Source organism: Sorangium sp. So ce1335 (assembly GCF_051521615.1).
Lineage (GTDB): Bacteria > Myxococcota_A > Polyangia > Polyangiales > Polyangiaceae > Sorangium.
This window is the reverse complement of record NZ_CP150363.1, coordinates 9,831,913-9,849,863: the sequence shown is the minus strand read 5'-3', so window position 1 is coordinate 9,849,863 and position 17,951 is coordinate 9,831,913. Positions and strand designations below refer to the sequence as shown.

13 protein-coding genes and 1 pseudogene are annotated in these 17,951 nt (G+C 71.6%); 7 read left to right on the top strand and 7 right to left on the bottom strand.

Going from position 1 to position 17,951, the window contains the following annotated elements:
- The first annotated feature begins 81 nt into the window (after positions 1-81).
- Together WMF24_RS36825 and WMF24_RS36820 are read left to right on the top strand one after the other, a co-directional pair.
- Positions 82-1,062 carry an aldo/keto reductase gene (locus WMF24_RS36825; RefSeq protein WP_437732129.1) on the top strand — a complete coding sequence of 327 codons (981 nt, stop codon included), beginning with the start codon at positions 82-84 and terminating at the stop codon, positions 1,060-1,062.
- A gap of 308 nt (positions 1,063-1,370) precedes the next feature.
- Positions 1,371-2,177: an alpha/beta hydrolase gene (locus tag WMF24_RS36820; RefSeq protein ID WP_437732128.1), complete on the top strand. Its 807-nt coding sequence runs from the start codon at positions 1,371-1,373 to the stop codon at positions 2,175-2,177.
- Positions 2,178-2,247: 70 nt separating this feature from the next.
- Here the strand turns inward: WMF24_RS36820 and WMF24_RS36815 are convergent.
- Positions 2,248-2,832, bottom strand: a pseudogene (locus WMF24_RS36815) (pectate lyase); the annotation flags it as partial.
- 1,193 nt (positions 2,833-4,025) lie between these two features.
- Between WMF24_RS36815 and WMF24_RS36810 the strand changes: the two are divergent.
- The 3 genes from WMF24_RS36810 to WMF24_RS36800 all read left to right on the top strand — a co-directional run bounded on the left by WMF24_RS36810 (position 4,026) and on the right by WMF24_RS36800 (position 9,277).
- Complete coding sequence (locus WMF24_RS36810) at positions 4,026-5,471, top strand: pectinesterase family protein (RefSeq protein WP_437732127.1); 1,446 nt, start codon at positions 4,026-4,028, stop codon at positions 5,469-5,471.
- An 82-nt stretch (positions 5,472-5,553) separates the two neighbouring features.
- On the top strand, positions 5,554-8,259 hold the full coding sequence (locus WMF24_RS36805) for a hypothetical protein (RefSeq protein WP_437732126.1): 2,706 nt from the start codon (positions 5,554-5,556) through the stop codon (positions 8,257-8,259).
- Between the two features lie 145 nt (positions 8,260-8,404).
- Positions 8,405-9,277 carry a DNA-formamidopyrimidine glycosylase family protein gene (locus WMF24_RS36800; RefSeq protein ID WP_437732125.1) on the top strand — a complete coding sequence of 291 codons (873 nt, stop codon included), beginning with the start codon at positions 8,405-8,407 and terminating at the stop codon, positions 9,275-9,277.
- Positions 9,278-9,441: 164 nt separating this feature from the next.
- Here the strand turns inward: WMF24_RS36800 and WMF24_RS36795 are convergent, their stop codons facing one another.
- On the bottom strand, positions 9,442-10,263 hold the full coding sequence (locus WMF24_RS36795) for a hypothetical protein (protein WP_437732124.1): 822 nt from the start codon (positions 10,261-10,263) through the stop codon (positions 9,442-9,444).
- Between the two features lie 225 nt (positions 10,264-10,488).
- Here WMF24_RS36795 and WMF24_RS36790 point away from each other — a divergent pair, with 225 nt between their 5' ends.
- Entirely contained in the window at positions 10,489-11,064 is a 576-nt protein-coding gene (locus WMF24_RS36790) for an exonuclease domain-containing protein (protein WP_437732123.1), read from the top strand.
- Between the two features lie 40 nt (positions 11,065-11,104).
- On the opposite strand, the gene WMF24_RS36785 is transcribed toward WMF24_RS36790, so the two are convergent.
- The 5 genes from WMF24_RS36785 to WMF24_RS36765 all read right to left on the bottom strand — a co-directional run bounded on the left by WMF24_RS36785 (position 11,105) and on the right by WMF24_RS36765 (position 13,997).
- Entirely contained in the window at positions 11,105-11,911 is an 807-nt protein-coding gene (locus WMF24_RS36785; RefSeq protein ID WP_437732122.1) for an arylamine N-acetyltransferase family protein, read from the bottom strand.
- Positions 11,912-12,107: 196 nt separating this feature from the next.
- Positions 12,108-12,653, bottom strand: coding sequence for a hypothetical protein (locus WMF24_RS36780; RefSeq protein WP_437732121.1), 546 nt, complete (start codon positions 12,651-12,653; stop codon positions 12,108-12,110).
- Positions 12,654-12,657: 4 nt separating this feature from the next.
- Entirely contained in the window at positions 12,658-12,909 is a 252-nt protein-coding gene (locus WMF24_RS36775) for a hypothetical protein (RefSeq protein WP_437732120.1), read from the bottom strand.
- A gap of 259 nt (positions 12,910-13,168) precedes the next feature.
- Positions 13,169-13,393, bottom strand: coding sequence for a hypothetical protein (locus WMF24_RS36770; protein WP_437732119.1), 225 nt, complete (start codon positions 13,391-13,393; stop codon positions 13,169-13,171).
- Entirely contained in the window at positions 13,386-13,997 is a 612-nt protein-coding gene (locus WMF24_RS36765) for a JAB domain-containing protein (RefSeq protein ID WP_437738898.1), read from the bottom strand. Before WMF24_RS36765 ends, WMF24_RS36770 begins: the two co-directional genes overlap by 8 nt.
- A gap of 74 nt (positions 13,998-14,071) precedes the next feature.
- On the opposite strand from WMF24_RS36765, the gene WMF24_RS36760 reads away from it, so the two are divergent.
- On the top strand, positions 14,072-17,950 hold the full coding sequence (locus tag WMF24_RS36760; protein ID WP_437732118.1) for an RHS repeat-associated core domain-containing protein: 3,879 nt from the start codon (positions 14,072-14,074) through the stop codon (positions 17,948-17,950).
- Position 17,951 lies beyond the last annotated feature (1 nt).

Sequence of the window (17,951 nt, the reverse complement as noted above, 5' to 3'; positions counted from 1 at the left end):
CCGGCGACGTCATCATCCATCGGGGCGCGGGGCCCCGGCCCCCGGCCTGGCCTGCGGCTTGCACACGGACGGTGCAAGACCATGACCGATCTACCCACTCGCTTGCTCGGACGCACGGGCGTCCGCGTCACCACCCTTGGTTTCGGCGCCATGGAGCTCCGGGGCGCCCCGCGCGGCCCGGAGATCACCGATCAGGAGGCGGAGCGCATCCTGAATGACGTGCTCGATGCCGGGATCAACTTCATCGACACCTCCATCGATTACGGCCGCAGCGAGGAGCGGATCGGCCGCTCCATCGCGCACCGCCGGAGCGAGTATTTCCTCGCGTCGAAGTGCGGCTGCGTCGTCGGGGGGGCGCAGGGCGAGCACGTGCACACGGCGCAGAACATCCGGCACGGCGTGGAGAACAGCCTGCGCCTTCTGAAGACGGACCACCTCGATCTCGTTCAGTTTCACCGGAGCCTCACCCGGCAGGAGTTCGAGCAGGACGGCGCCCTCCAGGAGGCGCTGAAGCTCAAGAGCGAGGGCAAGGTGCGCTTCCTCGGCGTCTCGGGCACGCTGCCCAACCTGGTGGAGCAGATCGAGATGGGCGTCTTCGACGCCTTCCAGATCCCGTACTCCGCGCTCCAGCGCGAGCACGAGGACGTGATCACCAGGGCCGCCGAGGCCGGCGCGGGCACCATCATTCGCGGCGGCGTGGCGCGCGGCGCGCCCACCGACTGGCAGCGCACGAACTACATGCTGCCGGGCACCACCATGCAAGACCGCTGGGAGCGAGCCCGGCTCGACGAGCTGCTCGACGGCCTGAGCCGGATCGAGTTCACCCTGCGCTTCACGCTGTCGCACCCGGGCCTGAGCACCACGATCGTCGGGACGCGGAACCCGAAGCACCTGCGCGACAACCTGGAGTTCGCGAGGAAGGGCCCCCTGCCGGCCGACGTGCTCGCCGAGGCGAAGCGGCGCCTGACCCAGGCGGGCTCGGCGCCGGAGCCCCTGCCCGCCGCGGACACGCGCCCGCGCAGCGCGGCGCAGGCGGCGGCGCCTGCCCGGAGCGCGCTCTGAAGCGGCAGAAACAGCTCCCATGCCGCTGCCTGGCCCGTCGGAGCCGTCGCGCCGCCCGTGAGGCGCACGCTCGGGGATCGGGATCCCGCGGATCGCCGTCTGGCGCAGCGCTGGGGTCCGCATTGCTGCTCTGGCAGCAGGCGGTGGTGATCTGCTGCTCCTCCACGGGCACGACCCGCGTCCGCTCGAGGGCCAGAGACGAGATCTCAGGCGGCGGACAGCCGGCGCGTTGGCGATCGCCTTCGCGCAAGGTTCCGGCGCGAGATCGCCGTTGATCCCGCGGCGGCACATCCTCGAGACTCCCGCCCATGACGTCTCGCCGAGCTCGCTTCCTGTCGGCCTGGCGCGCGCTCGCGCTCGCCTCGCTCGCTGTCCTCGCCGGCTGTGACCGGCGCGCGGCGCCGTGCGCGAACAGCGCTGCGTCGGGCTCCGCGCCCGCGTCGCAGGCCGCGCGCCCTGCGCCGACGGTTCAGGTCGAGTACATCGAGGTGGTCACGGGCGGCGCGGACCCGGCCGAGGCGCTCCCCCTTGTCGTCGCCATTCACGGCCTCGGCGATCGGCCGGAGTCGTTCGCCGGCCTGCTCTCGGGCGCCGACTTCAAGGCGCGCCTCATCGTGCCGCGCGGGTTCTCGGCGTCGCACGGCGGCTATTCGTGGTTCCCGGTGCAATCGACGATCACGAGCGACTTCGTCGGGCGCGGCATCCTGACCGCGGCCGATGCGCTCGCGGCGCTGCTCGATCGGCTCGTCGCCGAGCGCCCCACGCGGGGCAAGCCCATCGTGACCGGCTTCTCCCAGGGCGGCGCGCTCACGTTCGCGCTCGCCCTGCACCACCCGCGCGTCGTCGGCGCCGCCTTCCCCCTGAGCGGCTGGGTGCCGCCCTCGGTGCTGCCCTGCGGCTCCCTGGATCCGGCCACCCCCGCCCTCGTCGCGCTGCACGGCCAGGTCGACGGGTCCGTCCCGATAGGCCCCACCCGCGACGTCATCGACGCGCTCCGCGAGCGCGGCGCGCGGGCGAGCCTGCGCGCCTACCCGGACGTCGATCACAAGCTGGGCGCCGACATGAAGCGCGATCTCGCGCAGCTCGTCCGCGGGGCAATCGACGAGGCGCGCTGATGCCTCGATCCCGGTCGGGCAAGCCTGAGGCTCGAATCCCCGGCCCGCCCGGCGGATCGTACGCGCCCGGTCAGTACTCGGTGTTGTTGGACGTGGTGATCCTCGACGAGGACAGGCCGATGAACAGCGAGTCGCCGATGTCGCTGTACCTTGTGTTCGTCATCGTGACGGTGCTCGTGCTGCTGTCCGTCCTGAAGATCGCCTCGTCCATGCGCGAGATGTCGCAACGGTCGATGAACACGTCGACCTTGAACTTGGTCCCGCCGTTCTGCCGGATGAACTTGCCGGCGTTGGACGCCCGGAAGTTGGAGACCCGGAAGGTGCTCGCCGCGTTGATCTGGAACACCTTGTCGTCGCCGTTCACCGCCGAGCCGCCGTTGAGGACGACGGTGCCGCTCTCCTTGATCGTCAGCGCGTCCTCGCCGATGTCCTCCCAGACGATGTTCTCCAGCGTGACGTTCCCGTAGGTGTGGATGCCGTCCGCGGCCGGGGCGCCGAGGACCACGTTCTTCAGCACCGCGCCGTTCTCGAGCTTGAACACGGGCTTCTGGCTCTCGGACTGGCTGCCGTCGCCGAGCGCGCTTCCGGCGGTGAACCGCCTGCCGCCGCCGTCGTAGGTCTGGCCCGAGCGCACGACGATGGTCGCGTTCACGACCCCGCCGCTCCCGGTGACCGAGCCGCCGCCGCCCGAGCCGCCGCCGCCACCGGAGCCGCCGCTGCCGCCCGAGCCGCCGCTGCCGCCAGAGCCGCTGGACGAGGAGCTCGACGTCGAGCCGCTGCCGCTGCCCGTGGGCACGAGCTCGATGTAGTCGAGCTTGATGTCGTAGTCCGTCGCGCCGGAGCTCTTGCCGTTGCAGACCAGCTTGAACTCGACGTTCCCCGACAGGCTCTTCCGGCCGAGCGTGACCGTCTTCCAGCTATCGCCCGTGGACGACGAATAGCCGTCGAGGTTCCCCACCGAGGCGCCGTTCACCTGGAGCTGGTAGTTCCCGTAGACGTTCCGCTGGGCATAGCGCACGACGACCTGGTACTCGCCCGCGGCCACCGATTTCGAGAACCTGAAGTTGTCGCCGCTCGCGTTCGCCTTGAGCCGCACGGTGCTCGAGCTCGCGTCGAACCCGTCTCCCGACGAGTGGGACCAGGACTGCGACTCGCCCTCCAGCCGCGTGACGCTCGCCGCCTCGCTGGCGTCATCGATATCCATCATGGCTTCCTCTTCCGAGAGGCAGCCGGTCGCGATCATCCCGACGGCGCCGAGCGCCAGCAGCAGGTGACGAGAAAGAGTCGAGTGAAGCATCATTGTTTCAGCCCTCGTTCAAGCAAGTTGTCGCACCGCGAGGTCGCCTCGCGAGCACCCGGGACCCAGGAGGGCGCAGCGCTGTCTCCAGCCCTCTGCGCCCTGTCCGAGATGCTCCTCGATGCGCTGTTCGCAGATCCCTCTCAGCAACACGCAGGCCAGCAGCGGGCGCCCTCGAACGCTGCAAGTGTTCGTTACGATTGGATTTTCTTTCGAGGCGCCGCGGCAAATTCCGCTCTCGGTCCAGCGGCGCATCCGGCGCTGTCACGCTGCGCTGTATACCGTGTCAACCCGCGGTTGACGGCGTGGGCGCGGTCGGACGAGCGCAGCGTTGACGACACAGAGCGCGGCTCGTTCACCTTGTGTGTCCGTCGATGCGCGTCGATGGGGCTGCGCTCCGGGGCTCCGGCCGCGCTCGATGCGCGACCGCGCCGTCCCGGTGCGGCGTTGCGCCGCGTGGTGCGCGTGTTGCTATGTTACGAACCGCGAACCGCTCACCCGTCATCCCACGATGCACGGCAGCGGGCATCCCGAAGGGACGCGCAGCGGCCATGACCAGCACTTCACGTCGGATTCTCTCTCTCCCTCTCCTGCTCGCCGCGCTCGCCCTCTCCGGGTGCGGCGGCGACGACCCGAGCGACGGAGGCTCGACAGGCGCGTCCTCCTCGGGTGGAGCATCGAGCGCGGCGGGCACCTCTGGCGGCTCCGGCGGAGGCCCGGGCCCGGGCGGCTCGTCGTCGGGCGGGGGCGCTGGCGGTGCGAGCAGCTCCACGGGCGCGACACCGGGCGCGGGCGGCTCCGGCGACGGCGGCTCCGGCGACGGCGGCTCCGGCGACGGCGGCTCCGGTGCCGGCGGCTCCGGCGATGACGGGTGGGTGGGAACCGCGACGCGCCCGCAGCTCACGCGCGCGCAGGCCGCGAATCATACCATCGTGAAGCACCTCGAGAAGGCCGGCGATCTCGCGTCAGGTCTCGTGACCGACCGCTGGGACCCCACAGCGGGCGCGGGCGACGTCGGCGGCTTCACGCCCACGTACTCCGTCGCCGCGAGCGGGGGGACGCACAGGACGGTGCAGTCCGCGATCGACGCGGCGGTGGCCTCCGGCGGGCGGAGCCGGGTCTACATCGCGGTCGCGCCGGGGACTTACCGCGAGGTGATCTGCGTGCCGGCGTCGGCCCCGCCGATCACGCTGTACAGCACGAGCGACGACGCCAGCCGGACGGTCATCGCCTACAACAACCACAGCGGCAAGGCCAAGGCGGCGGGCGAGCCGGCCAATCCCTGCAACCCGAGCCTGAGCGCGACGACCTACGGGACGAGCGGCAGCGCGACCTTCGCCGCGTACGCCGCCGAGTTCCGGGCCAAGAACCTCACGATCGCGAACGACACGGACGAGCGCGCCGTGTCCGGCGGCAAGCAGGCCGTCGCGCTGATGACGCAGGCCGACCGGCTGATCTTCGAGAACGTGCGCCTGCTCGGGAACCAGGACACGCTCTACGTGAAGTCTCCCAACGCAGGGACCGTGTCGCGCGCGTACTTCAAGGACTGCCACGTGGAGGGCGACGTGGACTTCATCTTCGGGCGAGGCACCTTCGTGCTCGACGGCTGCACGATCCGGTATCTGACCGCGCGGCAGGGCGCGTCGGGCGGGTACATCGTCGCTCCGAGCACCGACGCGCGCAACGACCACGGCATCCTCATCATCAACAGCGATCTGACCGCCGAGGCGGGCACGCCGGAGGGGCTCGTCCACCTCGGCCGGGCCTGGGACGAGGGGCAGAACGATCTCGCGACGTACGCGGCGAACGTCGCGAGCGGCGTCTACCCGAACGGTCAAGCGCTCATCCGGGACTCCAGGCTTGGCCCTCACATTCGACGGCTGGACCCCTGGCACGCCTCGACCGTCAGCCGCCCCTACAGCGCCACGGCGGGCACGTACCCCGCGAACCGGCTCCACGAGCACGCGAACACCGGTCCGGGCAGCGCGCGGCCCTGAGCGGGCGCGCCGGCGAGCCTCCCGGCGGCCCCTTGCCTGCCCGCAGACGGCGGCGCGCGACGTCGCCTATCCTCGCCCCCCCATGGCGCCGCGCCCGTCCCTGCTCCTCCGCCTCGCCGCCGGGCTGGAGACCCGCCCCGTCAAGCTCGCGCTCTCGCTCCTCATCCTGGTCTCGGTCCTCCCGATCCAGGGCCTCGAGGACGAGCTCCGCCCGTACTTCCTGGGCATCTTCGGCGTCGAGCTCCTCCTCCGGGCCGCCCTCCTGCGCCAGCGCGGGCGCGAGCGATCGCGCCTCGACGTCCTCCTCTTCGCCTTCGACGTCATCGCCTGGCTCAGCTTCCTGCCGCTCGAGCGGCTGCTCGACGCGCACGCCGCCCACGCCCTCCCGGTGCTGCGGCTCTCGCGGCTCTTCCTGCTGCTGCGCTTCACGCGCGAGATCGCGATCGACCTGTACGCGATCCTGACGCGGCGCGAGCTGCTCGAGCAGTTCGGCCTCGTCACGCTGGCCGTCTGGGGCCTCGCGTTCGGCGCCTCCGTCGTGCTCAGCCACCTCGCGGTCCCCCACGACTACGACGGCCGCGGGCCCGTCCCCGACGCCTCGTTCCTCGACCGGATCTGGTGGTCCTTCCGGCAGCTCGAGAGCGCCGACAACCTCGTCTCCAACCTCCACGTCCACCCCCTCGTCGCCCTCATCTCGCTCGGCCTCACCATGGTCGGGGTCTTCGTGACCTCGTTCATCATCGGCATCGGCGCGAGCGTGGTCGAGCAGGTCGTGCGCGCGGCGCGGCGGCGGCCCGTCGGCTACGCGGGCCACGCCCTCGTGATCGGCCCGGTGCACGAGGCGGAGATGCTCGTGCAGGAGTTCGTGCGCCTCTACGAGCGCCACCGCTCGCTCCGCAGCATCCGGCTCTCGGAGCTCTGGCTGTGGCTCCTCCGCCGCGGGCCCGCGCCGACGCGGCACGCGCTCCCGCGCATGGCCCTGCTCGGCACCGAGGACGACCCGCCCGCGTACCTCTACGCCGCGGGCATGCGCTGGGTCGTCTACCGCAAGGGGGACAGCGCGCAGCCCGAGGCGCTCGAGCTCGTCGGCGCCGCCGGCGCGAAGCGGGCGCTGTTCCTCGCGCGGCACGACGCCGGGCCCGACGCCGACGCCGTGACGGCCATGGCGCTCTCCTCGTTCCGCACGCAGAACCGGCGAGGCCACGTGTTCGTCGAGGTGCAGGAGACGAGGAACCGCGATCTCATCCAGGCGGTGGGCGGGCCGGGGACGTTCCCGCTCGACATGCAGCGGTTCCTCGGCCTCTTCCTGTGCCAGCACCTGATCACGCCGGGCGTCGAGTCGCTCTACGCCGACCTCATGACCGCCGACGGCTCCGAGTTCTACACGCACGTCTTCCTCGGCGCCGACGAGGCGCGCGCGGTCGCCCGGCTTGGCGAGGGGCCGGGCGGCGAGATCTCGTTCTCGCGCATGGCGCGCGCCGCGCACGCGCAGGGCGTGATCCTCGCGGGCGTCTTCCTCGGCGACGCGGTGCCGGAGCGCAGGGAGGGCGAGCTCGTGCCGGTGGACGGGCTCGTGCAGTGGCTCAACCCGCTGCTCGATCCGCCCGAGGGCTCGCCCGCGTGGGCGCTCGGCGCGCGGGCGGGCCGGGTGCCGGCGCGGCGGCTCCGGGGGCTCATCGGCGTGTCGGCCACGTACGCGCCGCTCCGGCGCTACGGCCGCGAGCTGCTGATGGGCCGGGGCGTCGCGGCGGCGGCCGACGCGCGCGCGGCGGGCGGCTCCGCGGCGGCGGGCGGCTCCGAGGCGGCGCGGGCGTGGACCGAGGCGTGGGCGGCGACGCTGTCGCGGCGGCGCAGCCACCTCGATCGGGTGCTCGTCGTCGGGTACAGCCCCGCGCTGCCCTCGCTGCTCCACGCGCTCGCGCAGTTCGTCCCGGGGGTCGACGTGACGCTCGTCCTCGGCGAGCGCGGCGACGAGCGGATGCCGCTCGCCGACCGGCTCGCCTCGCTCGGCATGACGCTCGGGCCCGACGGCCCCCCGCCGGGCACGGACGGCGCGTCGCTCTCGCTCCCGCGCGGCGGCCGCGCGACCGTGTTCACGCAGCGCGGGCACGACCTCGCCTCGCTCGCGGTGCGCTGCGCCGCGCGCGGTGCGCCCCCGTCGGCGGCCGTGTTCCTCAGCGAGCCCGAGGGGCTCGACCGCGACGCGCGCACGGCGATGCGGCTCATCCGCTTCGCGCGGGCGCTGGAGAGCAGGGAGCTCGCGCACGGCGGGCGGCTCCACGTGCTCGCGGAGTTCTCGTCGGTGGCCAAGGGCGAGCACGTCCGCAGCCTCCTCGACGCCGGCCGGTGCGGCTTCGCCGGCCCGGATCGGCTGCGGCTCAGCCTCGTGAGCACCGAGCGCATCAAGAACTACTTCATGGTCCACAGCGCCTTCGTCCCTGGGGTAACGACCCTTTACGAAGAGCTCCTCGGCGACGGCGGGCAGGATCTGCTGCGCATCGAGGCGCGGCCGCCCGGCGCGGCGGAGCGGGCGTACGGCGCGATGGGCTTCGATGCGCTCCGCGCGGCGCTCGAGCCGAGGGGCGCGCTCCCTGTGGCGCTGGAGCTCGACGACGGCGCCGTCCTGCTGAACCCGGAGCCCGGGTCGGCGCTGCCGGCGGCGCGGATCCGCGCCGTGTACGCGCTCGCGCGGAGCGAGGATCTCGCGGTGGAGAGCGAGCGGCGGCCGAGCGGGAGCGACGGCGGCGGCGCAGCGCGCGCCGGGGAGGCGCAGCCGATCAGCGCGTGATCGCGGCCGGATCGGGCGGCCGCGCGCTCTTTTGGGCGCCTCGCCGGAAGGATGAACGTCGACCAAACGTCGACCAAACGTCGACGAAACGTCGACGCATGTCGACGCACGTCGACCTCCGCATCGACATGGGTATCCTGGGGGCGTGCCGGAGCGCCCAGACCTGGAGTACATCGTCCCGATCCTCGCGCGCGAGCTCGCGGGCGCGGCAGTGGCTGGGGCCCGGGCCGACAGCCCGGTGGTGCTGCGCGTGCTCTTGCCGGAGCGCATCGACGCGCTCTTGCCGGGCAAGGAGATCCGGCGCGTCGTGCGGCGGGCGCACGCGGTCGTCTTCGAGCTCGGCGGGGCGCGCGCGCTCGATCTCGTGATCGCCCCGATGCTGGCGGGGCGGTTCTCGATCACGCTGCCCGGGGAGACGCGGAGGCCGACCGACCTCGCCTTCTCGCTGATCCTCGCGGACGGGCGCGAGCTCAGGTACCGGGACGAGGTGCAGATGGGCAAGGTCTACGTGCTCGCGCGGGGCGATCTCGACAAGATCCCCGGCCTCGAGCGCGTGGGCCTCGACGTCCTCGATCCGCGGGTGTTCACGCCCGAGGCGTTCCGCGCGGCCGCGCGGGCGCGGGGCGACCTCGCCAAGGACTTCCTGATGGACAAGGCGGCGCTCGACTCCATGGGGAACGCGTACGCCGACGAGGTGCTCTTCGAGGCGCGGATTCACCCGAAGGCGATGGTCAAGGGCCTCTCGGACGAGGACCTCGATCGCCTGCACGGGGCGATCGTCCGGGTGCTCGGCGACGCGACGCGGACGATCGCGCAGCGGGCGCCGGCGCTCGACGAGAAGCTCCGCGACTTCCTGAAGGTCCGCGGGCGCCCGGGCCAGCCGTGCCCGCGCTGCGGCGACAAGCTCCGTCGCGCGAGCGTCCACGGGTATGACGCGATCTTCTGCCCGAGCTGCCAGCCGGAGGATCGGAAGAGCGGCCCGCTGAATCTCCGCCGGGCCAGGCGGGAGCCGGGGTGACGCGGGGCCGGCGGCGACTCCCTATGTCGCTCCCGGCCGAGCTTCGCGAGCTGCCCGCGCACCCCACGGGGGCGTAGCTCGCTCAGGCGCCGCGTCACACCCGGTCGCCCGGCGATGAGGCGAGCAGGCCCGCCCTGGCGGCGGGTCTGGACCCCCTGTCCACCTCAACCCTTGTTTCCCGCTCGCCGCTCGAACCGCAGCCTGAGCACCTCGTCCTCGAGCTCGTTCGCGATCGCCATCGCCCGCCGCCTCGCCTCCGTGCCCTCCTCGCCGCCCACGATTCGCGCCAGCATGTTCAGCCCCATCGCGCGCATCCGCAGGTGCCCGCCGTCCCCCGCGTGCCGGCACGCCTCCCGCGCGAGCGCCGCGCCTTCCTCGGCGAAGCCCTGCTTCCACCGCGCATACGCCAGCCCGTTCGCCCGCCGCGCCCGCGCGAAGGCCGGACCGTCCTCCGGGATGCGCCGGTAAAGCGCCTCCGCAGCCGCCGGATCCGGCGGCTTGCCGCCCCAGGAGCGGTTCCGCTCGAAGGCGCGTTGATCGATCCACCGGGCGAACAGGCAGGCTCGGTCGTGGGCGGGCATCGGCAGCTCGAAGAGCGGCTCGATCTCGTCGAGCAGGCCGGCCACGCGCGCGACGTCATCACGGCTCGCCAGGAAGGCCTCCGTGAGCAGAGCCTCCATCCGCGCCTCGGGCGGGGCCTTTGCGAGCAGCGGCCGGATGCGGGCGAGGTGCGTCTTTCCGGCCTCGCGGTCGTCGCCGCGCAGCGCGCAGGTGGCGTGGGCGAGGGCGAGGAAGACGTGGGAGGTCGGATCCTCGCTCACCGGCGGTCGATCCCAGAGGCGCAAGAGGTCCTGGGCGAGGGGCAGGGGCAGGTCGGTGAACCGCGAGTGATAGGCGCCCATCCAGCGGGCGCGCTCGGTGAGCGCGTCCGGCAAGCCGAAGGCCGCGAGCGCGCGCCCCCCAGGTCCCGCCGTCCCGCTGGCCACGCGTCCGCAGTCGGCGCAGGGCGCGCTCGATCGAGGTGACGTCGTCCTCGTAGCCCCGCAGGGAGGAGAGCCGCTCGGCGACCGCGGTCAAGGAGCCGTGCTGCGCGACGAGCCAGGCGACGTAATCCTCCCAGGAAAAGCCTGCGGGAGCGGCCTGTCCGGTTTCGTGTCCGGGCATGTTCCTCGCGCGGATCGTATCAAGGTCCAGCAGAAACGAGGGCGGACATGGGAAATCAACCTGCGTTTTTTCTGGTGATCGATCTGGAGGCGACGTGCGACGAGGAGGGCCGCATCCCCGAGCGCATCATGGAGATCATCGAGATCGGCGCGGTCCTCGTGGACGGCGCGACGCTCGAGCCCGTGAGCGAGCTCGCCACCTTCGTGCGCCCGGTCATCCGGCCGAAGCTCACGGAGTTCTGCACGAAGCTCACCACGATCACGCAAGCAGACGTCGACGCCGCGCCCACGTTCCCCGAAGCCATCGCGGCGCTCGGGCGCTTCGTCGGCCAGCGGGAGGCGCTCTTCTGCTCGTGGGGCGATTACGACCGCAAGCAGCTCGAGATCGACGCGGCCCGCTGGGGCGTGCCCCTGCCGCTGCAGGGGCACATGAACATCAAGAAGCGCTTCTCCGCGACGCTCGGGGTGACCCAGCGCTACGGCATGGCGAGCGCGCTCGAGCGGCTCGGACTCCCGCTCCACGGGACACACCACCGCGGGATCGACGATGCGCGCAACATCGCGCGAATCCTGCCTTACGCGATCGGCCGTGTGCCCGTCCCGGGTGCAGGGCCCGCGGGGTGAGCCTCGATGGGGTGCTGGGCCGGCCGCGCGCGTGGTCGTCTCAGCGCGCCGGGACGAGCGAGGGAGCGAACCCGAAGTGCTCGGCGTAAGCCGCTTCGAGCGCCGGGCGGTCGAGCTGCTGCTCGGCGCGCGTGCCGTCCGGCGCCGTCAGGACCAGGGCCGAGCCGGTGAGGGTGACGCGGCCTCCATCGGCGAGCTGCCGGGTGCACAGCGGCTTGCGGGTGAAGTGCGATTCGGGCGAGGTCTGATGGTACAGGCACATGGGCTCGAACTCGTCGAGTTGCCGGGCGCGGCCATCCAGCCGGTAGACGGCGCGCCCGTCGCGGTGCAGATCCCACGTCTCGCCGACGTCGGCGCCGGCGGCGCGGCCTTCGTCGCGTTCGGCGGGGCGCAGATCGAAGGCGCCGCTCGGGTCGTCTTGCGGGCCCGCCACGTCGAGGCGCAGGGGGTACCACGCGCTGGCGCCAAAGCCCACGTCGGCCAGGAACCGCTCGCCGCCGAGCGTCACCCGCAGCGCCAGGTGGTCGAACGGCGGTCCCATCGACCCGTCGGCTCTGTACACGCGGGCCTGGAGCAGCTCGACGTGCATGCCGCACCGCTCGAGCAGCCAGGCGAACGCGCTGTTGAGCTCGTAGCAGAACCCGCCGCGCCCCTGCGTCACGAGCTTGTCGAGCACCGCCTGGGGAGCGAGGTCGATGGGTCGCCCGAGGTGGATGTCGAGGTTCTCGAACGGCACATGCACGAGGTGGGCGAGGTGCAGGTCGCGCAGCCCGCGCTCGGTCGGTGGCGGCGGCGCGGCGAGCTGCAGCCGCGACAGGTACCGTTCGAGGAGGTCATTCTCGTTCATGCCCCGCAGGATAGGACGAGCCCGCAGCGGATCCAGGTCAGTCCTCGCGATCAGGACCCGCCTCGCGCTGCCGCTCGTGGTGTTCGCCGAGGTCCCCATCGAGCTCCCGCACCGCGGAGCGTCGATCAGTCCGTCCCGAGGAGGGAGATCGCGACCTCGACGTGCTCGTCGCAGAGGCCCGTGTCGACCTCCGTCTTCACGTCATACGCCGCGGGGAGATCGAGCTTGATGTCGTCGAGGACCGCGAACCGCTCGCCCGCTGATGCGGAGATCCTGGACGACGCTTGGACGAGACTTCACCACCTTCGCGGTACCAGAGCAGCTTCCGGAGAATGGTATCTTCCGGGGCCTTGATGAACAGCTCCTCTCCGCTGGCGCGGACCTTGATTTTTCGCCGACGACTGAACTCGACCTCATCGTACGGGCTCGGCCCGAGAGCGAAGATATCGACCTTCGTCACCATCGGCAGGTAGAAGATGTTCGCGCAGCTTCCGCGGGTCAGGGCGTCGCGAAGCACGTCTTGATCCACCTCGAAGTCCGGGCCGAGCAGCTCCGCGAACGCGCGCACATGACGGGGCATCATCGCGACGACCAGATCGATATCGTTCGTTGCGCGCGGCTCACCTTGGAGGGAGCTCGCGAGGCTGCCGCCGATGAAGTACTCGCAGCCAAGGCTCTCGAGCGCGCCGGCCACGCGCAACGCCACGTCGAGCGCGGAGACTACATCCGTCGAGCTGCTCATGACGTCACGTCGCGTCGGCCGGCACGTGACGGAACAGCCGGCGTGCGCAGTCGTGCCCGTACAGCCTCACCGTAAGGCGAACGCGAAGCTCCTGGTCGTCCGCCCCCGGGTGGCGAGCACGAATGCTCGCGAGGGCGAGCTCACGGACCGCCTGGCTCAGCCGCATCGCAGCCTCGAGCCGCTTTTCCGGAGGCATGCGCCGGAGCAGCTCATGGTAGCGGGCGTCCGCTTGCGGCGAGGTGTCGACCATCGACATACAGCAGGAGTTTAGCAGAAACCGCTCGCACGGGAAGGGCTCGCCGCTGGCCCTCGCGAGGCAGGGTGTCGTTCCGGCGGGGTGCCCTCCCTCGCCCCACGCTCGCTCCCGGCCGACACCCGAGCTCCTTGCCAGATCCAGCGGAGCCGACCTCCCATCCTCCTGCCGCGCAGGAGCGCACGCGTTGCTCGAAGTCGGCCTTGAATTACCCGCGAGCCCGCCGATGATCACGAAATCCACATGCTCACCGCTGAGCGCTTCAACGACGCGCCGAAAGTCGGTGACCATGGGCTGCCTTTGCTTCCTCGATGAACTCCAGTGCCTTCCGCATCCGCTCGACTCTCTCGGTGGGCGTCAAGCGCAGGTTCTCGTCGATGAGCGACGCATCAACGCCGGAGGGGACTCTTTCGAGTATCCGCTGATCCCAGCTCTTCTCGGCGTCGGAGGGGTCAGCCGCTGGTCGTTCGGCCTGGCGATCATGCATCGGCGTCGGGCTCCTGACCCACTGTACCACGGTGGTGATCCCCGGCGACAGCGAGCGAGCATGGCTCCCGAGGCCGGCCGGTTGTCATCACCCTGAGCGCGTACGCCCGTCGCAGTCCTCCCGCCTTGGACGTCGCAGCGGCCGGGTGGCTCGGACCGCCCGACCTCGCGAGCGACTTTCTCGCGCGCCGTCCAGGTGGAGGTCGCACGTCGGGCGCACGGTGCCGGGCCCCGGTGCGCCGGCGGTCGCTGGAGGCGATGCGTGCGTGCGGATCGACCGCTCGGAGCGGTGCTCTGGGTCGGGTCGCGCGGTGGCGCCATGTGCTCCAGCACCTCGTGCCGCCGCCTGCGGCTCGCGGAGCTGCCGGCCGGGGCGACGAGCTGGAGGCTGGATGCACAGGGGCGCAGCGCGCCGGCGGCGGGGCGCTGCGCGCCGCGAGGGCAACATCGTCGACGGCGGCGTAGCGGCCGCTGGGGGTGACGATGACGTGGGCGGTGAGCGGGACGTGCAGCTCGGCCGAGAGGTGGCGCAGCTCCAGGGTCATCGCTTCGTCCTCGTGGGTCGGCGTCGGGTCGCCGCTCGGGTGGTTAGCAGCCCGACCCAGGTTCGGTCGAACCAGACCGGGTTGACACCGGCACCCGCTCGGCGACAGATGGAGCCGTGGCTCGCACCGCTCCCGTGCCCAACATCCCCGCCATTCCAGGCATGAACCCCGGCACCTGGATCATGGGAGGAGGCGGTGGTGGCGGCGGCGGCAACGGGCGAGGCGGTCGCGGACGCGGCGGAAAACAGGGGGCCGGCGGCGGGAATGGCGGCAGCGGCGCGAGCGGCGGCGGCAAGGACGCGGGCTCCTGCGGGCAGGGCAGCGGTGGCGGATGCCCGAACCCGAGCCACGGCGGCCGCGGCACCCAGGCGGGGGACCCCGTCGACCCGATCACCGGACGCGTCTACACCACGGCAGCCGTTGATCTCGCGCTGCCCGGCACCATCCCGCTCATCATCACCCGCAGCTACAGTAGCTCCCTCGCCCACGAGGATCTCGGCCTCGGTTTCGGCTGGACCCACGCGCTCGCCTGGACGATCGACGAGCGCCGCCGCTCGATCCTCGTGATCGAGCCGGGAGCGAACCCGACAGAGGCTCCGCGCCTAGTCGAGGGGGCATCGGTGCGCCTGCCCTGCGGCAAGCTCACCCGACAGCCCTGGGGCTATGTGATCGATCGAAATGGGCTCGCATACCTCTTCGGCGAAGTCGAGGGCTCGCGGTGGAGGCTGTCGCGCATCGTCGACCGGCGCGGCAACGCGATCAGCCTCCATTACGAGCGCGGCAAGCTCGCGACCGTCCTGGACAGCGTGGGAAGGGTGGTCACCGTGCGCAGGCACCCGGACGGACACATCGCCGCTTTCGAGGTCAAGAACGCGAAGGCCCAGGGCCGCCGCGTCTCCTTCCGCACGTACCTGTACAACGACCGAGGCGACCTGGTCGCGGCCGTTGACGGCGAGGGCCAGCCGACGCGCTACGAGTACGACGTCGACCACCGCCTCCTCCGGCGCGCCGAGCCCGGCGGGCTGGTCGCCGAGTTCCGCTATGACCAGGAAGGCCGATGCTACGAGAGCTGGTGTCACCGCGAAGGCAATGACGGACTCGATGCCGCCATTCCCGAGTTCCTCGCCGATCACACCACACGGGCCAAGGGCTTCCTCCACGTGCGCCTCGAGTACGGACCCGACAGCACGGAAGTCGTCACCTCGCGCGGCATCCGGCGCGTACACGGCAACGCGCTCGACCAGCCCACGCTGGTCACCTGGTCACGGGGCGTACACAGCTATACGTACGACGACGCGGGTGAGCCCACCCAGTACATCGACGCGCTTGGCCACGTCACACGCGCCGAGCGGGACAGCGAAGGCCGCCTGCTGCGATCCGTCGATCCCACCGGAGCGGTGACGGATTACGTGCACGACGAGCGCGGAGACGTCGTGGAGATGCGCGACGCGCTGGGTGGCGTCGCCCGGTATGAGCGCGACGCCTGGGGCGACGTGCTCTCCGTGCATGACGAGCTCGGGCTGGTCGTCGCCTTCGCTTACGACCCCCGCGGCCTCCTCGTCACCGCCAGCCTGCCGAACGGCGGCGTTACCCGCATGGAGTACGACACCCTCGCCAACCGGACCTCCGTCGTCGAGCCGCACGGTGCCACACGCCACATCAGGTACGACTACCTGGGCCGCGTGGTGGGCTTCACCGACGAGCGCGGGCTTCAGACGTTCTTCACCTACGACGCCTGCGGTCGCACCCGCAGCATGCGCACCCCCGGGGGCGCTGAGGTCGTCTACGAGTACGACGCAGACGGCAACGTGTCGCGCATCCTGGACGCCGATGGCCGTGCCACCCTGCTCCGCTGGGGAGGCATCGGCGTGGTTACGGAGGTCGTGCGCACCGATGGTCAGATCGTCCGGTATCGCTACGACCGCGAACAGGCTCTCGCACGGATCGTCAACGAGGTAGGTGAAGAACACGTCTATGAGCGCGACACCGAGGGCCGCATCGTTGGCGAGCGCACCTTCGACGGCCGCGCCATCTCCTACCGGCTCGACGCCATGGGACAAATCCTCGCTGTTCGCGAGGACGCCCGTCTGACGGAGCTCAATTACGATCCCTGCGGCCGCCTCGTCGGGCGCAGCTTCTCCGATGGGCGCGTCGAGCGGATCGAGTACGATGCGCTCGGCCGCGTCGTACTCGTCGAGAGCGGCGATAGCGCCTGCGAGTACACCTACGATGCCCGCGGCCGGATCGTGCGTGAGCGCCTCGTCGACCGTGGCGTCACCACCACGGTCGAGACCGCGTACGACGTCATGGGCAAGGCCGTACGCGCGGAGGGCCCGTTCGGCGCCATCGCGGTTGAGCGCGACGTCGCCGGCCGCCCGGTACGGATCCACCACGGCGACATCGCGCCGATACAGCTCCAATACGACCCGACTGGCCGCGTCGTCGAACAGGTATTGCCCGGCGGCGGACGCATCGCTCAGGGCTTCACGCCCGACGGCATGCTCGCCCGCGTGCAGATCCTGAGCCCCAGGGCAACGCCGCACGTCGGGCCGGGCGAGCCGGCGTGGGTCGGCCAGATCCCCCTCGGCGAGACGTTTGCGCGTAGCTACCACTACTCGCCGGCCGGCCTGCTCGCGGCCGTCGACGACTCGAGTGGCGTCCGCGTCGAGCTCCGGCGCGACGCGAATGGGCGTGTCGTCGAGAAGCGTCGTGTTCAGGGAGCGCAGCTCGCGGTCGCCGAGTCGTACGGCTACGGCGCGAGCGGCGATCTCTACGAGCCGGCCGCCCCACGCGAGTACGCCTCCGGAGGCCGCCTCGTCCGGCGGGGAGAAGTCGAGTACACCTACGATGGGCTGGGGCGCGTGTCGCACAAGCGGGCGCCCGACGGGAAAGCCTGGTCGTTCATCTGGGCCGACGACGACCAGCTCATGGCCGTGCGCCTACCCGACGGGCGGACGGTCCGTTTCGCGTACGATCCGTTTGCGCGGCGGACCGAGAAGCGCGTCGAGCGCGCCGGACGCGTCGAGAGCGTGACCCGCTACGCGTGGTACGGCGACGCCCTCGTGCGCGAGATCCATGAGACTGCGCGCGCGGCGGGTGATCCCATCGTCCAGGAGCGGACCTATGTCGTGCTGCCAGGGACGGTGCTGCCACTGGCACAGCGCGAGGCGAGGGCCGGGCAACCGCCGGAGCTGCTGTACTACGTCGAAGGCCCGAACGGCGCGCCCGAGGCGCTCGTTGCGAACGATGGGGCCCTGCTAGAGACCCTCGCGCCTACCCTGTACGGGCGGGTCGACGGCGAGCCCAGGACCCCGCTCCGGTTCCCGGGCCAGTACGCAGACGAGGAGACCGGGCTCCATTACAACCGGAATCGATATTACGATCCCGAGACGGGCTGCTACCTGAGCCCGGAGCCGCTGCGCATCGAGGGCAGCCTCAAGCCCTACGCCTATGTCGACAACATGCCGGGCGAGCACGTCGACATCGACGCGCTCGTTCGCTGCACACTCACGCGCACGGTCGGGGATCCGATCACGAGGAGCAGCGGCGGCAGCCCGAGCCGGCTTCATCCGGCCGTCGAGAGGGCATTGCCGCGGCAGCCGGCCCGGCACCCGATAGAGCCGCAGCCTGCGGAGCAGTGCGCCGAGCCCCACGTGCTGAGCGACCACCTCCGGGAGTGGGAGCAGCGGACCGGCAGGTCGTGCACGCCGGGTCAGCCCGGGTGGCGGCGCAACCTTCGCGCAGCGCTCGGCGAGGTGCAGGGCATGGAGTCCGAGACCGGGACCAGCAACATCCCGGCTTGCCCCAACTGCTCCCAGCTCATCCCTCGGCTGTGGACCATGGCGGGCCGCAAGCCGCCGCGCCCGAGCGAGGTCGGCGGGGCCATGAACCCGCAGAACCCCACGTACCACGATAACCCAAGCAACCGCCTCACACGACCGAACCGCCCGGGAGGCATCCAGAACGTGGGCACCTGGAGGGTGGTGGGCGATCGGTTCCAGAGGGTCACATGAC

Bases quoted from the DNA above. Each gene is read 5' to 3' on its own strand.
- WMF24_RS36780 (WP_437732121.1), bottom strand. From the start codon at position 12,653: ATGAGCAGCTCGACGGATGTAGTCTCCGCGCTCGACGTGGCGTTGCGC.
- WMF24_RS36805 (WP_437732126.1), top strand. From the start codon at position 5,554: ATGGCGCCGCGCCCGTCCCTGCTCCTCCGCCTCGCCGCCGGGCTGGAG.
- WMF24_RS36790 (WP_437732123.1), top strand. From the start codon at position 10,489: ATGGGAAATCAACCTGCGTTTTTTCTGGTGATCGATCTGGAGGCGACG.
- WMF24_RS36770 (WP_437732119.1), bottom strand. From the start codon at position 13,393: ATGCATGATCGCCAGGCCGAACGACCAGCGGCTGACCCCTCCGACGCC.
- WMF24_RS36785 (WP_437732122.1), bottom strand. From the start codon at position 11,911: ATGAACGAGAATGACCTCCTCGAACGGTACCTGTCGCGGCTGCAGCTC.
- WMF24_RS36810 (WP_437732127.1), top strand. From the start codon at position 4,026: ATGACCAGCACTTCACGTCGGATTCTCTCTCTCCCTCTCCTGCTCGCC.
- WMF24_RS36820 (WP_437732128.1), top strand. From the start codon at position 1,371: ATGACGTCTCGCCGAGCTCGCTTCCTGTCGGCCTGGCGCGCGCTCGCG.
- WMF24_RS36825 (WP_437732129.1), top strand. From the start codon at position 82: ATGACCGATCTACCCACTCGCTTGCTCGGACGCACGGGCGTCCGCGTC.
- WMF24_RS36775 (WP_437732120.1), bottom strand. From the start codon at position 12,909: ATGTCGATGGTCGACACCTCGCCGCAAGCGGACGCCCGCTACCATGAG.